Source organism: Synechococcus sp. MU1625, from assembly GCF_020514205.1.
Lineage (GTDB): Bacteria > Cyanobacteriota > Cyanobacteriia > PCC-6307 > Cyanobiaceae > Parasynechococcus.
In genome coordinates, this window is record NZ_VTLA01000001.1 from 652,424 (window position 1) to 664,427 (window position 12,004).

The following is a 12,004-nucleotide window of genomic DNA, read 5'->3' on the forward strand; positions in this document are numbered from 1 at the left end:
CGATCAGAGCGCTAGCCCCGCCCGATTAACGGTTCACCAACCTCGAGTGCAGGCGACAAACCCTGAGCGCCTGAACGGGAGGTTCCTGACAGAGGGCTCCGAGCTCACTGTTCAGCTGACGGAACAGGGAGAGATCTGCCCCGGGGATCGATGGAAACATGAGGAACAAACCTGAGGCGATCAAACCGATCACAGCACTGGTCCAACTCTTACGAGAATCTTAAGCCTGCGTTGATTGTGCATCGTCTTCGTTCCGACAGACCACGGCCATGAGGGAATCAATGTGCAACATCAGACCAACGCGCCAGGCAGCATCCTCATTGCAAGCCTCAATGGTCTCCACCAGAATCGAGCCTCCACGCTCAATGATCAGGTCATAGGCGGGTGGCATCGGATTCGTTGCATGGCCTCTCCATTCAGGTGCCAGAGCTCGTTTGGCACATCCCCCAGCTGAGGGATTTCAACGGAGTGAGCATGATGAAGACCCCGGCTTTCCAAATCGTTGTTCAAGTCCCCCCTATTTCGCCGCGTCGGGATTTACCTCGTGCTCAGCACAGCCGCCGTCACCGTCGTCAATCAGCTGCAGCTTGAGCAGCAGAGTGCCTACCAGATCTATATCCCCATGTTCATTGGGATTTATGTGCTCTCGCGTTGGATCGATAGCCGGTTCAACCAGGCCTCTCAAAACCAACAGATCAACACAAGCGCAGCACAAAAGGAGGGATCACCCTCATCGACCGAGCGAGGCTTCGGAAGTTGAGCCAAGCAATCTCATCAAAAGAACGCCTTGGCGAACGAAAGAGTGGTGGGGCGGTGATCAATCACCGCCCCACCACCCGTTGATTGATCCCGAGGATCAGCGGCGAGGTTCGGCCTTACGAACCGAGATGGCACGCCCCATCCACTCGACGTTCTGAAGATCATCAATCGCCGATTGCTCATCGGCTTCATTGCTGAGATCCACAAAAGCGAAACCACGCTTGCGGCCTGTCTCCCGGTCCAGCGGTAAGGAGCATTTGCTCACTTCGCCGTACTGGCCGAACAGGTGTACCAAATCCTCCCGCTCAGCGTCCCAGGAGAGATTTCCAATAAAGATCGTCAAAAAAAAGACTGGCTCAACACTGATTACCTTCGCACACAGCGAACCGAAGCCGTTCAACGTTCCTTTTTCGCATCGAACAGCATCGGCTCAGCGGGGCCCAAAAGGCGCTCTGGATGGGTCAGCGCAATGGCGTGGTCCAGAGAGACCAGAAAGCATCGTTCAAGCATGAATTCCATAGAAGGCCTTTTGTTCGAGCCAAGTTGAGCCTTAACGAAAGCAGGCTTGAGGCAGTTAGGGCCTTGAGATGACTGGACTCAGCGGCACAAAATCAGACGATTTCATCAACGCAGCCAAGGCACGCGGAGAGGCTGCTTTAAAAGACAAACAGCCCAGATTGACCAAGCTGGAAACGGCATTCCGGCATGCAGCGCTGCGGCGTCGGGCTGAAGATGCACGGAAACAGGCTCGCCACTCGTGATGGTCTGATCGGACCAAACTCCCTTAACCGAGAGCGCGTCCTTTCCAGGTCCAGCCACGACCCGTGCGTGTGCGCCAGATCGAAACAGGACCGATCGCACCCACCAGCAAACCACCCACACCCATCAGGTACCAGTACTTGATGGGCACATCAAAGGTGCTGCGCGTCCAGAGCCGCAGCAGCAGCTGCTGAACGATGGCTAGACCCGCCAAAGCCATGAGCCACAACCAAGCGACCGACAGCACGGGCTGAAGCCAAAGCAGAACAAGCGATGTCGGCAACAACAGCCACGGGGCTGTGAACATCAGGACCACCACCAAGGCGGCACCGATGGCTTTGCCTGGATCCCTGTCCAACCCGATAAACCAATTCTTGGTCCACCCCTCCCAGAGGGCAGCGAGGTCGGCATACATCCGAAGGTCGACCGCATCAAGACCCAGCAAATAGCTAAGTCGATAGCCGCCGGCCTTGATGGCCCGGGCGAGGGCGAGATCCTCCACCACTTCGCCCGCGAGAGCCCGGTGACCGCCGATGCACTCGTAGGTGGATGCCTTAAACAACATGAACGGACCTGCCGCAAACGCCACCGGCGATTCCGGATCGTTGGTTTCAAGGATGGGGAAGCCAAGGCCCAGCAGGCTGGCCATGATCGGCTGCACCATCCACTCCGCCAGGCATCCGCAGCTCAGTCGAGGGGCCAGGCTCAGCAGATCGGCATGCTCATCAACAGCTTGCGCCAGGGACCGCTGAAGAGCATCCGGCTTCAGTCGAACGTCTGCATCAATAAACAAGAGCCAATCGCTGGAGACCTGCTCGACGGCCCTGCTGCAGGCCCAGTTCTTGCCGACCCAGCGCTCGTCGGCAGGTCGGGGGCCCGCCTTGATCAGGCGGAACCGTGAAGCGGTGGAACCGGCCCGGATGGCGTTCTCGACGGTCGCATCTGTTGACTCGTCGTCCACCACCACCACCGACCAATCCCGGCAAGGGGGCGCACTGGCCAGCACGCTGCCCAGGCAGTCAGCGATGTTGTGGGCTTCGTTGAAGGCGGGGATGACCACCGTCAGAGACATGTCTGGGGCGGGAGCCTCCTGGGCCGGCTTTAATCGCGGTGCAACAGCAAACACCCGTCGCAGACCCAACTGAAGGATCAACAATCCCGCTGAAGCTGCTGTGGCCGTAACGAGGAGCAGCACAGGCTCAAGCAAGGCGAGCGTCACGGCCAGACAACGGTGTGAAGGAGAGCCGTCTCAGTCGACGGATGCTGCAGCTTCCACCATCGGCCACATGGCAGCAAATTCGGCATCCGAAACCACAGCGGTGACATCGAACTGAATACCGAAATCCTTGATCCAAGGGCCGAGGTGCGCCCAGACCTTGCCGATATCACTGGCAACGGCAATTGCCACACCACTACCGCTGATCGGCTCGCAGACGCGATATTTGAGTGCGAAGCCATCAAAGACATCTCCAGGGGCTCCAGCATTGATGTACTCAGCAAAGCCTGGAGATGACTCCCAAGCCCCCTCCACAGTCGGGAACGTCCAGACAATCAGATAGTGCTGCAAGGTGAAGGGTGCATCCAACTGATTCGTAGCCACGGAATGCAGCCATCAACGCAAAATCGCAACTGAATTCAGCAGTCATTCAGGAGGAGCTTCGCGAAGAGCTGGCAGCGGGCTACAGCTGAAATAGGTCTTAGCGCAGTCATGGCTCTCCACGTCGCCAATGAAATGGATGAAGTCGAAGTCGCTGTCTGGTGGGACCTGTCGCGCATCGTCCGTCACTTCGAACGTCAAGGATTGGAGCGACGGGAGGTAAAAGTTGCCGTCATGAATGCGGCGCTTCGATTGATGGCTGATGAAGGGGAACAGAAGTAAGCAGAGCTCTACAACAAAGCTGAGCGGTCATCAGGAGGAGAAATAATTGCGTTGGTTTGCATTCACCTCAACTCCTTTGTCATTTTGGCCATCGGGAGACTGGATCAAGATTTGACTCGTTGATCTAGCGTTTGAAACTGCAATAAATTCCTGAAAAACCGAGCTTTAACGAGATACCTTTTACGTTGAGACCATCGCTTGCTGAGAACCGATTGCGGAGATAGAGCGAGACACACGCGCAACGGGATCATCCTTCCAGAAACAAGACTTCTGCCCGTGAACTGTTGCGTCCGAGGGCAGCATTGCGCTGGGGATAACGACTGAAGCGCTGCAGCTGCATCAAATTGCGGCGGGCCACATTGGCTGTGGCGGCATCCGCCCATTGCTCCAGCAAGGGAATGGCCTTCGCCACCACGCCTTCCTCTTCGCTGTGCAGCAAAGGCATCAGCCAAAACTGACGTCGCGGTCGCTGCGGTTCAGCCGCAACCCATCCTTGTTGGAGGCCCATCAGGGCAACAGCCAACGCCTGTTGATCTCCTGAAAAAGCCCTGGCCTCCCCGCGCCAGATCTGACGGCTGAATTGATCCAGCAACAACACCAAAGCCAGAGCACTGGAGGGCCGATCGGCCCACTCCTGAAGATCACCGGCAAGGGCACGCTCAACCAAAGCACCGAAACGATCCGACACGAGTGCATCGAAGCTGTCGCGGCGACGAAACCACTGCCAGGGACGGCACTGCTGGAACCAGAAGTGCAGAACGTCGTCAGCGGTCAAGACGAACAGCTGTAGTGGGACACCCCTCCAGCGCTGAAGAACTCCCGGGGCTTCAAGCGGTCGTAGCGGGCCGCCAGGTCGGGGGAAGGGGTGTCGTAGGGGGCACTGAACAGCTGCTGCAGTTCAGCCATCAGAGAGGTATTGCCTTCGGCTGCCTGCTGGTAAGCCGGAGCGATCAGCCACTCACGCCAGGTGATCGCCGGATTGACCCGCCGCATGCCCGCGGAGATCAGGGCCGGATCGACACCATGGGGCCACTGGGCACGCCAGCGTTGCAACCAGTCCTGCCACTGGGATTCGAGGGTCGCCGAGAGGGGCAGATAGAAACAGTCCCGCAGCGGATCGATCTGATCGGGCAGATCCGACAAGCGGCGGAAGAACATCGAATAATCGGCGCTCGACTCCACCAGGAGCTGCAGCAACTCCTGCACCAGTGTTTCAGCGGTGCAGGACAAGCCGAGTTTGCTGCTCCACATCCGTTGCATGGCGTCCTGCATGGCAACAGGGAAACCCTCCAGCAGCTGATCGAGTTGGGCCTGGGCCTCCGCCTGGCCCTCCATCAGCGTGCGCAGGGATTTCCAGAACATGCGGTAGTTGGCCTCAGCGGCAACCGGCTGGTTGAAAAAGCAGAAATGAGCTCCGCCTCCGGTCCAGGGCTGAAAGCGCGGATCGAACAGCTCACAGAATCCGAATGGCCCGTAATCGAGGGTGAAGCCACCGGCGGCGCAGTTGTCGCTGTTGAAGTTGCCCTGGCAGTAGCCAACGCGGATCCAGTTGGCGACCAAGCCCATGAGGCGATCACGGAACAACTGGGCCAACAGCACAACCTGATCGCTGAAGGGCAGGCGGGGATCGATCTCCTGGCGATAATTGCGTTCGATCAGGTGCGCCACGATCAGGTGCAGCTCCTGGTGCGCCTTGGGATGGGCATCACTGCGGGCACGGCGGGCGAACAACTCCAGCTGACCCACCCGCAGAAACGATGGCGCCACCCGGGTGCTGATGGCCGCGGGGTTGTCGACCATCACGTCCGGGTCCATGGAGCGTGAGTTCTCGGAATACCAGGGGCGACGAACCGTCTCGGCATGGGAGACGTAGAGAGTCAACGAACGGGAGGTGGGCACACCAAGGGCGTGCATGAACTCCTGCGCCAGAAACTCACGAACACTGGAGCGGAGCACCGCTCGACCATCAGCACCACGGCAATAGGGCGTCGGACCACCCCCTTTGAGCTGCATCTCCCAGCGACGGCCTTCAAACACCCCCTCAAACACCGACATGGCTCGGCCATCGCCGTAGCCATTGCCATTTCCAAAGGGGCACTGCTGGGTGTATTCCGTGCCGTAGATCGACAGGGCATAGCCGGTGGCCCAGCCCCAAGGCCGCATTGGACCTGTGGCCACACGGAGATCGCCGGAGAACATCCGGCGGAACTGAACGTCCTGGGCCAGGTCATCACTGAGACCAAGCTCGCCGAACAAAGATCGGCTGTGCGCTAAGTATTCGGGCTCGGGAATCGGGGTGGGGGTCACCGGCACGTAGTGGCCGGAGAGCACCTGACGTGGTCGGTGGTCCTCCCCATCCGCTGTCGCCTCCGGATCAGGCGTGAGGTTATCCAGCAGGGAATAGTCGGCCCGCTCGGCGAACTCAGCAAACGTGGCGGTGCTCATCGGGCCTAGAAGCTGATCCCATCATCGCCAGGGCTGCGGGCGGGTGTTTTGACCGATGGCCAATCTGAGCAGAGGTTCTAAACCGAAGGAAGCAAACGATGGAACGATGGGCAAAACCAAGAAACTTCGCTCCGACAGCAGGCAAGAGGAACTGATCACCAGCCTGATCGGCCTGGCCGCCATCTTCGTGGCGACCGCCATCTGGTGGAGCCTGGCTCCCCAGTGGCTCACCAGCAGCTGGCAAAACTTTTAACCCGGCAGCTGCGTCGCAAAGGCGAAATCAGTAGTCAGGCATGGATGTTTCAGCCCGCAAGGTGCACCAAGGCTCAAGCAGAGTCGGGCGACCGCAGTGGGGGCAATCCTGCCCCCGACGCTCCACTTGTACGAAAGGGATCCAACGGGAGTTGTCCTTCCCCTCGTAGCCACAGTGCTTGCAGTGAATTCGGTACTCAGCCATGGCTCAAAGCGCGGACTTCTCCTGGCGTTGAACGGCTTCATGGGCCTGACGCAGGCCATGCACCATGAAGCAGTAAGCCGGATTGCAGACCAGATAACGCCCTTCACCGATGGCATCGATGGTGGAACCTCGCGAGGTGGCAAAAATGCGGCTTTTGAACTCCATCCAATCTCCAGGTGCTGACCTCACTGTTGTGAGGACACAGAGCAACGGCAACCCGTGTAAAGGCGCATTTTTTTCAGTGGCTCAGTCGATCCGTTCGCAGTGGTCGCCATCGCACTGCAATCCGCATTGGGGCTGCTTGGCGCCGTACTGCCAAGGACGACGCATCGCCCAATACTCATCCACCAGACCGAGCAGGTAGGTGCCGATGCGTCGGAGCAGGGAGGGATGTTTCATCCCCTCAAGTTGGCAACAGCAGCACCAGCCTGCAACCGGACGCCACAGAATCGAAGTGGCAAAACGTGGCCTGGATGGGTTAGCCCCGAAGCAGTGCAATCGAGCCATGACCACCACGCAACACTCCAACCATCTGCTGGAAGAGCTCGTCGCCGAGGAAATCGTTTATCAGATTGATCAGATCGCTGAGGAGCTGCAGCGGGAAGGCTGGCCGATCGCCATGGTGAAACGGTTCATGCATGTGGCCGTGGAGCGTCTTCCGGAGTGAGGCCATCCCCCAGGTAGGTCAAACGACTCATCTGGGTCGCTCTGTGGCGCTTTAGACAATCACGAACCGGGGATTGCGTTGACAGTTGGGCAACACCTGCGTCATCCCCGATGAATGTCGTCACAGCCTTTGCGGCCGTTGGCCTCACAGCGGTGTCATGGGACGACACCCTCAGTCGGGCCGGAGCAAGGGCATTCCGGCACGCCCTCGACTACCGCGAGCCCTACTGCCGGATGAGTGACAACGAGCTGGTGTTGCTGATGGATGCGGTGCTGGCCATGCGGCTGGAGCGGGGCACCAAAGCTCTGATGGTGGAGGCAGCCAAAGTGCTCACGGCCGATCAAGCCCTCACGGCCTACGCCATGGCCTCGGAACTAATGCGCTCCGACGGTCCCTATTCAGCCGAGGAGCGGCGCCGGCTTGATCTGTTGGCCTTGATGCTCTCCATCTCGCAAGTGGAAGCTGAACGCATCGATTCCGTCTTTGAGTTGCTACATGCCCCCCTGGAAGCGGCCGGCATCCCGTCAGCCGTCAGCTGAGGGCTGAAGCTCAATCCAGAGCAACCAGAAAAAACCGATGAACGGGATCAGCGCGATGAATATCCAGGGCCAAGGACGGCCGGTGTCACGAATGCGCCGAATGTTCATCGCCAGCCCCGGACAGATGGAGGCCACAGCAAAAACGATGTAAACGGCGGAAGGAGCGATCTGCGACAACACCCACCCAAGGATGAGGTTGACGAGAACAATCTTCCAGTAATCAATCCGGGATGTCCGGCCCTCGAAGTCGAAGGCACAAGTCCAGAACTGGGGATAAAAGCTCAGCATCGAATTCATGGCTCAGGCCGCACGCTTGTCATCACCGAACCAGATGCCCCGGCGGCTGTCGGGCAGACGAACGACGGCACGCTCATAACGCTGACGACAGCTGCGGGAACGGAGATGGTCCTCAGCTTCCTGAAGCAGCAGTTGCAGCCTGACGTCATCCATGGAATTGCCTTGATGCCAACCCATTCAGGCCACGATCTGAGCAGCGTCAAGGGCCTGGGGGAAGGGCCAAGGCAGCAGTCAACCTGGGTAGGCCACGTTCAACTCCTCCGATCCATAGCGGAGCAGGAAGTCCGCCTCGGATTGCTCGGAGAGCAATAGACAGGTGTGGTGGTTGTAGCCCGTTCGGTAGCAGTAGACGTCAAGCCCCTCAGGGTTGCGATTGGAGAGAATGATTTCTCCCGTCCGAAGCACGTAGCGCGTCGACATCACGATCCACCAACTGAATGTCTTCGAGATAGCTCTGATCAAGTGCAACCAATCACTTCTGTGCTGAGCTGCTCACCGGAATCATTCGGTGTCGACCCGGATGAAAAAACGACTTTCCACGTCCATCTCCCCCTGCTCATCCACCTCGGGATCGCCCTCCACCAATTCCACGGCGAAATCCTTATCGTCCAGTTCATGCACAACGCTCTGACCATGCACCAGGTTGTGGACGAGCAGGAGTCGTTTCATCGGTGAACTGAGGCGCCATTCCACCGGTTGGTAGCAACAGGTTGATTGGAAGAGGTTGATTGGAACAGCCCTTCAACCTTCAGCGAAAGCCGAAACCATCACCAATTGGCTGCTTGGCTGAATATTCCCGCGACAAAGCGTCAAGCATCAGAGCGATGTAACGGTCATCCATGCCGATGTCTTGCTTCAGCTGCCGCATCATGTTGTTGATGCTCTTGAAGGTATCTGGAATGTGATGGTCCAAATGCTCCTTGGTGGGTTGGTAGGGCATTGGAGCAAAAAAAATTCCCCGTGGAACCTAAAGGGGCCACAGGGAGAAATGTTGTTTCTGCTGAACCAGAGAGGAAATCAATCCTCTTCTTCAGAACCACCCACGGGAATCAGGCGGATCTGCTTACGTCCCAGCTTGATTTCGTATTCATCGCCAGGCTGCAGTTCAAGAATGGCGGTGTAGGCCTTACCGATCAGCAGATTGCCGTTGCCCTGAACGACAGCTTTGTAAGACAGCTTGCGACCACCTTTACCAACACCAGATCCACCGGTGGAAAAAGAGAGGCCTTTGGCTTCCAGCAGAGCCTCGTAGAACGCTGTGAATTTAACCTGTTCAGAGCCGTCTTTCTTGGTGACGACATAGCCACAACCTTTGGCCAGATCTGTTTTGGCGCAATCGCCAAGTTCCTTGACGCGGTTGAGCAATTCAGCTCCGGTAAGCATGGGACTGTGAGAACGAGACCCACGTATTAGACCCCATATTTGCAAGATCACAAGGGGATAAAAAAGCTGATTTCAGTTGATTTGCTCGGAAGTCTTTCACCACCCCAGGCTCGATCGATAAACCCGATCAATGAAGCCGACCGATGCAACGGATTGCGAGCAAGAATCAAGCGACAAACTCGATCGCTATCGGTGGATGGTTTGACACAGCCATCAGATGCCAACAGATGGCATCGAAGATTGAACGAAATGATAGACACCGACTCTCAGTTCCAATCAGATCCTGATCAGCGGGGCGTCGGTTGGTTGGTCAACACGAACCTCCACGTCCACTGGCACCAGTCAGCCATCGACGCGCACTGCAGGACGACGCCATCAAAACCCGAGCAGTTTCGTGGTTGTTGTTACTGGATCGGCATTCAATGGCTTCTATTTCACAGGAATCCCGAGATTCAAGCTGTAGAAGCTGGATGGCGATCGATAGGTTGCCGGTCAGGAACAGGTTCAGTTGTGAGCATCAGTTCAGTTCAACCCGCCCAAGCCATCACTCCACCCACAGTTCATGGCGCCTGGCAGCTGTTGAGCTACTGCGTCGAAGAACAATCCAATGGCAACGCCTTTGCGCCAATGGGCGATCACCCCAGCGGATATGTGATCTTCACACCGGAAGGACGTCTCTCCTTCATGCTCTCGGCCGAAGGACGGCAACCAGGCGCCAGCGCCGAAGAGCGCTCCTCTTTACTGAGCAACATGATTGCCTACACCGGTCTTTATCGCCTGGAGGGTGATCGCTGGATCACCAAGGTGGATGTGGCCTGGAACCCCGAGTGGGTTGGCACCGAACAGACCCGATTTTTCTCAATCGACGGTGATCTGCTCACGGTGCGCACCCCTTGGAGGGTGATGCCCAACTGGCCCGAAAAAGGGCTGACCCGCAGCATTGTTCGCTTTCAACGCTGCCGCTGAGGCCCTAAAGCCACAGCTTTCAAGTCTCCGTGTCACCCTTCTGCCCACCACAGTCATGGCGAGGTTGGTATCCCTGCTGTTCGGCCAGATAACGGAGATAGACGATCTGATGACGATCCGGCATCCCGACGGCGGCAATCAGACCCAACGGACCAAACAACAGGCCAGCCAACAACCAGCGGTTGCTGTTGCGTGCCTTCTGGGCGGCAACAGTTTTGGACAAACCAGCGCTGATCAAATGGGAGACCAGCACCATGACCAGGAACTTGAGATCCACGACGTTGGCGCAGCACACACCTTCAGGTAGCCAGCACCTGCAGCACTGTCAGCCCTAGAACAGCTCCTGCCCCCCAGCTGCAATGACCACCACTCCCCTCCCCAGCACGGGCGCCGTGAGCGGACTGGGGGAAACCCTGGCCTTCTTCACCCAGGCCGACTTCGCCCAACGGCGCTTCCAGGCCTACGGGGATGTGTTCGAAACCAAGCTGTTGGCCCAGCGCATGGTGTTCATCCGTGGTGAACAGGCCATCGCCGATCTGATGAACCAGGGTGAGGCCCTGGAGGGTTGGTGGCCCGACAGTGTTCGGAAACTGCTGGGCAACAAGTCGCTGGCGAACCGCAATGGCACAGGCCACAAAGCGCGCCGGCGGGTGGTGGGGCAACTGTTCTCCAGCGCAGCTCTGGCGCGCTACTCCCCATCGATTCAGCAGTTGGTGGAGGAGCTGTGCCAGGAGCTGGTCACCGCCGAGAAACCTTTGCCGCTGGCGGCACGGATGCGCCGCTTCGCCTTTGCGGTGATTGCCACCACGGTGCTGGGGCTGGATGGCGCTAGCCGCGATGCCCTGTTCGCCGACTTCGAGATCTGGACCCGGGCCCTGTTCTCGATTCCGCTGGCGATCCCGGGAACACCCTTCGCCAAAGCCATGGCCGCACGCCAACGGCTGTTGCAGCGGATCAAGGCAGAGCTGCAACGGGACAACAACGCAGGGGGCCTTGATCTCCTGAGTGGCGGACTGGATGAAGCCGGCATCCCCCTCGACGATGACGACCTGGCCGAGCAACTGCTGCTGCTGCTGTTCGCCGGCTACGAAACCACCGCATCGTCACTGAGCTGCCTGTTTCGAGCGCTGCTACTGAACCCGGAGATCGAGACCTGGTTGCGGGAGGGACTGGCTGAAAGCGTGACGTCGCCGCGGCTGGATGCCACGGTGTTGGAAGTGATGCGGCTGACGCCTCCGGTGGGTGGATTCTTCCGTCGCAGCCTGGCGCCGATCACCCTGGCGGGGGTCGCCATTCCGCAGGGCAGCGTGGTTCAGGTGGTGCTGAGCCCGGCATCCGACAACGACGACGCGGACCTTGCGGCATTCCGGCCGCAACGGCACCTGGATGGATCTTTTGGGCAAACGTTGTTGCCCTTCGGCGGCGGCGAGCGGGTCTGCCTCGGCAAGGCCCTCGCGGAACTGGAGATCCGCCTAATGGCGGTTGGATTGCTCCAGGCGGTGGAGCTGCAGCTGCAGCCAGATCAAGACCTGGCGCTGCAGCTGATTCCCAGCCCCAGCCCGAAGGACGGCCTGCTGGTTCAGGCGGCAGCGCGGTGACGACGGCGGCCCAGAGGTTCGATCCAATCCACCAACACCTCCTGGTGGCGCAACATCGGTTCCGGCAGACGGCAACCGAGGTTGATCTCTCCCTGGTCCATCAGGCGACCCAGCCGAATGGCAGCGGCCTCCTCCGGACGGTCAAAACTGCTCTGGTGCAAGGTCAGCCAGCTCACCTCATGCTCGGTGATCACCCCGGTGGACAGGCTCTCGAGGAAAATTTCTCCGACAGTCATGAGAGTTGTGTAACGAATT

Annotated in this window: 24 protein-coding genes; 7 read left to right on the plus strand and 17 right to left on the minus strand. The window is 58.6% G+C overall.

All coding sequences use genetic code 11. The annotated features are described in order from the left end of the window. Positions 1-220 precede the first annotated feature (220 nt). Positions 221-391, minus strand: a complete 171-nt coding sequence (locus FZX13_RS03785; protein ID WP_170951181.1) for a hypothetical protein — start codon at positions 389-391, stop codon at positions 221-223. A gap of 111 nt (positions 392-502) precedes the next feature. Here FZX13_RS03785 and FZX13_RS03790 point away from each other — a divergent pair, with 111 nt between their 5' ends. Further along, positions 503-760: a hypothetical protein gene (locus FZX13_RS03790; RefSeq protein ID WP_226398552.1), complete on the plus strand. Its 258-nt coding sequence runs from the start codon at positions 503-505 to the stop codon at positions 758-760. Between the two features lie 96 nt (positions 761-856). On the opposite strand, the gene FZX13_RS03795 is transcribed toward FZX13_RS03790, so the two are convergent. From FZX13_RS03795 to FZX13_RS03805, 3 genes are all read right to left on the minus strand, one after another. Beyond that, positions 857-1,102 (minus strand): RNA-binding protein, encoded by a 246-nt coding sequence (locus FZX13_RS03795; RefSeq protein ID WP_115022097.1) that lies wholly within the window; start codon positions 1,100-1,102, stop codon positions 857-859. A gap of 441 nt (positions 1,103-1,543) precedes the next feature. Further along, positions 1,544-2,737 carry a glycosyltransferase family 2 protein gene (locus FZX13_RS03800; RefSeq protein ID WP_226407405.1) on the minus strand — a complete coding sequence of 398 codons (1,194 nt, stop codon included), beginning with the start codon at positions 2,735-2,737 and terminating at the stop codon, positions 1,544-1,546. Positions 2,738-2,767: 30 nt separating this feature from the next. After that, entirely contained in the window at positions 2,768-3,085 is a 318-nt protein-coding gene (locus FZX13_RS03805) for a DUF3303 domain-containing protein (RefSeq protein ID WP_115022096.1), read from the minus strand. 141 nt (positions 3,086-3,226) lie between these two features. Between FZX13_RS03805 and FZX13_RS03810 the strand changes: the two genes are divergently transcribed. After that, complete coding sequence (locus tag FZX13_RS03810; RefSeq protein WP_166017014.1) at positions 3,227-3,397, plus strand: hypothetical protein; 171 nt, start codon at positions 3,227-3,229, stop codon at positions 3,395-3,397. A gap of 247 nt (positions 3,398-3,644) precedes the next feature. On the opposite strand, the gene FZX13_RS03815 is transcribed toward FZX13_RS03810, so the two are convergent. Both FZX13_RS03815 and FZX13_RS03820 read right to left on the minus strand, forming a co-directional pair. Then, positions 3,645-4,172 (minus strand): DUF924 family protein, encoded by a 528-nt coding sequence (locus tag FZX13_RS03815; protein ID WP_226407407.1) that lies wholly within the window; start codon positions 4,170-4,172, stop codon positions 3,645-3,647. Then, on the minus strand, positions 4,169-5,842 hold the full coding sequence (locus tag FZX13_RS03820; RefSeq protein ID WP_226407437.1) for a protein adenylyltransferase SelO family protein: 1,674 nt from the start codon (positions 5,840-5,842) through the stop codon (positions 4,169-4,171). The genes FZX13_RS03815 and FZX13_RS03820 overlap by 4 nt, the downstream gene beginning before the upstream one ends. A 106-nt stretch (positions 5,843-5,948) precedes the next feature. Here FZX13_RS03820 and FZX13_RS03825 point away from each other — a divergent pair, with 106 nt between their 5' ends. Beyond that, the gene (locus FZX13_RS03825; protein ID WP_226407439.1) at positions 5,949-6,095 is read left to right on the plus strand and encodes a hypothetical protein; all 147 of its coding nucleotides are present in this window, start codon (positions 5,949-5,951) and stop codon (positions 6,093-6,095) included. A 27-nt stretch (positions 6,096-6,122) separates the two neighbouring features. Here the strand turns inward: FZX13_RS03825 and FZX13_RS03830 are convergent, their stop codons facing one another. The 3 genes from FZX13_RS03830 to FZX13_RS03840 form a co-directional block, all read right to left on the minus strand. Next, complete coding sequence (locus tag FZX13_RS03830; protein ID WP_170951184.1) at positions 6,123-6,299, minus strand: hypothetical protein; 177 nt, start codon at positions 6,297-6,299, stop codon at positions 6,123-6,125. A gap of 3 nt (positions 6,300-6,302) precedes the next feature. Next, positions 6,303-6,464, minus strand: a complete 162-nt coding sequence (locus FZX13_RS03835; protein ID WP_166017019.1) for a hypothetical protein — start codon at positions 6,462-6,464, stop codon at positions 6,303-6,305. 81 nt (positions 6,465-6,545) lie between these two features. Continuing rightward, a complete protein-coding gene (locus FZX13_RS03840; protein ID WP_226407441.1) occupies positions 6,546-6,698 on the minus strand; it encodes a hypothetical protein in 153 nt (50 codons plus the stop codon). 106 nt (positions 6,699-6,804) lie between these two features. On the opposite strand from FZX13_RS03840, the gene FZX13_RS03845 reads away from it, so the two are divergent. Together FZX13_RS03845 and FZX13_RS03850 are read left to right on the plus strand one after the other, a co-directional pair. Continuing rightward, a complete protein-coding gene (locus tag FZX13_RS03845) occupies positions 6,805-6,966 on the plus strand; it encodes a hypothetical protein (RefSeq protein WP_170951186.1) in 162 nt (53 codons plus the stop codon). 110 nt (positions 6,967-7,076) lie between these two features. Continuing rightward, positions 7,077-7,505, plus strand: coding sequence for a tellurite resistance TerB family protein (locus tag FZX13_RS03850; protein ID WP_226407443.1), 429 nt, complete (start codon positions 7,077-7,079; stop codon positions 7,503-7,505). On the opposite strand, the gene FZX13_RS03855 is transcribed toward FZX13_RS03850, so the two are convergent. The 6 genes from FZX13_RS03855 to FZX13_RS03880 all read right to left on the minus strand — a co-directional run bounded on the left by FZX13_RS03855 (position 7,491) and on the right by FZX13_RS03880 (position 9,185). Further along, entirely contained in the window at positions 7,491-7,802 is a 312-nt protein-coding gene (locus FZX13_RS03855; protein ID WP_226407455.1) for a DUF805 domain-containing protein, read from the minus strand. The genes FZX13_RS03850 and FZX13_RS03855 overlap by 15 nt on opposite strands. 3 nt (positions 7,803-7,805) lie before the next feature. Beyond that, positions 7,806-7,955, minus strand: a complete 150-nt coding sequence (locus FZX13_RS03860; RefSeq protein WP_166017022.1) for a hypothetical protein — start codon at positions 7,953-7,955, stop codon at positions 7,806-7,808. A gap of 78 nt (positions 7,956-8,033) precedes the next feature. After that, positions 8,034-8,222, minus strand: a complete 189-nt coding sequence (locus FZX13_RS03865) for a hypothetical protein (protein ID WP_226407465.1) — start codon at positions 8,220-8,222, stop codon at positions 8,034-8,036. An 81-nt stretch (positions 8,223-8,303) separates the two neighbouring features. Beyond that, entirely contained in the window at positions 8,304-8,471 is a 168-nt protein-coding gene (locus FZX13_RS03870; RefSeq protein WP_170951187.1) for a hypothetical protein, read from the minus strand. A gap of 79 nt (positions 8,472-8,550) precedes the next feature. Next, positions 8,551-8,742: a hypothetical protein gene (locus FZX13_RS03875; RefSeq protein ID WP_115021857.1), complete on the minus strand. Its 192-nt coding sequence runs from the start codon at positions 8,740-8,742 to the stop codon at positions 8,551-8,553. 77 nt (positions 8,743-8,819) lie between these two features. After that, positions 8,820-9,185, minus strand: a complete 366-nt coding sequence (locus tag FZX13_RS03880) for an AbrB family transcriptional regulator (RefSeq protein ID WP_115021855.1) — start codon at positions 9,183-9,185, stop codon at positions 8,820-8,822. 510 nt (positions 9,186-9,695) lie between these two features. On the opposite strand from FZX13_RS03880, the gene FZX13_RS03885 reads away from it, so the two are divergent. Next, the gene (locus FZX13_RS03885; protein WP_226407467.1) at positions 9,696-10,151 is read left to right on the plus strand and encodes a lipocalin-like domain-containing protein; all 456 of its coding nucleotides are present in this window, start codon (positions 9,696-9,698) and stop codon (positions 10,149-10,151) included. Positions 10,152-10,170: 19 nt separating this feature from the next. On the opposite strand, the gene FZX13_RS03890 is transcribed toward FZX13_RS03885, so the two are convergent. Then, positions 10,171-10,446, minus strand: coding sequence for a hypothetical protein (locus FZX13_RS03890; protein WP_226407469.1), 276 nt, complete (start codon positions 10,444-10,446; stop codon positions 10,171-10,173). A 64-nt stretch (positions 10,447-10,510) separates the two neighbouring features. On the opposite strand from FZX13_RS03890, the gene FZX13_RS03895 reads away from it, so the two are divergent. Next, positions 10,511-11,749: a cytochrome P450 gene (locus FZX13_RS03895; RefSeq protein WP_226407471.1), complete on the plus strand. Its 1,239-nt coding sequence runs from the start codon at positions 10,511-10,513 to the stop codon at positions 11,747-11,749. Here FZX13_RS03895 and FZX13_RS03900 read toward each other — a convergent pair. After that, positions 11,731-11,985, minus strand: a complete 255-nt coding sequence (locus tag FZX13_RS03900; RefSeq protein WP_226407473.1) for a hypothetical protein — start codon at positions 11,983-11,985, stop codon at positions 11,731-11,733. The genes FZX13_RS03895 and FZX13_RS03900 overlap by 19 nt on opposite strands. Between the last annotated feature and the right edge of the window lie 19 nt (positions 11,986-12,004).

Coding starts and splice junctions, on each gene's coding strand:
- FZX13_RS03810 (WP_166017014.1), top strand. CDS start 3,227: ATGGCTCTCCACGTCGCCAATGAAATGGATGAAGTCGAAGTCGCTGTC.
- FZX13_RS03835 (WP_166017019.1), bottom strand. CDS start 6,464: ATGGAGTTCAAAAGCCGCATTTTTGCCACCTCGCGAGGTTCCACCATC.
- FZX13_RS03855 (WP_226407455.1), bottom strand. CDS start 7,802: ATGAATTCGATGCTGAGCTTTTATCCCCAGTTCTGGACTTGTGCCTTC.
- FZX13_RS03825 (WP_226407439.1), top strand. CDS start 5,949: ATGGGCAAAACCAAGAAACTTCGCTCCGACAGCAGGCAAGAGGAACTG.
- FZX13_RS03865 (WP_226407465.1), bottom strand. CDS start 8,222: ATGTCGACGCGCTACGTGCTTCGGACGGGAGAAATCATTCTCTCCAAT.
- FZX13_RS03875 (WP_115021857.1), bottom strand. CDS start 8,742: ATGCCCTACCAACCCACCAAGGAGCATTTGGACCATCACATTCCAGAT.
- FZX13_RS03900 (WP_226407473.1), bottom strand. CDS start 11,985: ATGACTGTCGGAGAAATTTTCCTCGAGAGCCTGTCCACCGGGGTGATC.
- FZX13_RS03840 (WP_226407441.1), bottom strand. CDS start 6,698: ATGAAACATCCCTCCCTGCTCCGACGCATCGGCACCTACCTGCTCGGT.
- FZX13_RS03860 (WP_166017022.1), bottom strand. CDS start 7,955: ATGGATGACGTCAGGCTGCAACTGCTGCTTCAGGAAGCTGAGGACCAT.
- FZX13_RS03785 (WP_170951181.1), bottom strand. CDS start 391: ATGCCACCCGCCTATGACCTGATCATTGAGCGTGGAGGCTCGATTCTG.
- FZX13_RS03845 (WP_170951186.1), top strand. CDS start 6,805: ATGACCACCACGCAACACTCCAACCATCTGCTGGAAGAGCTCGTCGCC.
- FZX13_RS03895 (WP_226407471.1), top strand. CDS start 10,511: ATGACCACCACTCCCCTCCCCAGCACGGGCGCCGTGAGCGGACTGGGG.
- FZX13_RS03850 (WP_226407443.1), top strand. CDS start 7,077: ATGAATGTCGTCACAGCCTTTGCGGCCGTTGGCCTCACAGCGGTGTCA.
- FZX13_RS03820 (WP_226407437.1), bottom strand. CDS start 5,842: ATGAGCACCGCCACGTTTGCTGAGTTCGCCGAGCGGGCCGACTATTCC.
- FZX13_RS03870 (WP_170951187.1), bottom strand. CDS start 8,471: ATGAAACGACTCCTGCTCGTCCACAACCTGGTGCATGGTCAGAGCGTT.
- FZX13_RS03880 (WP_115021855.1), bottom strand. CDS start 9,185: ATGCTTACCGGAGCTGAATTGCTCAACCGCGTCAAGGAACTTGGCGAT.
- FZX13_RS03830 (WP_170951184.1), bottom strand. CDS start 6,299: ATGGCTGAGTACCGAATTCACTGCAAGCACTGTGGCTACGAGGGGAAG.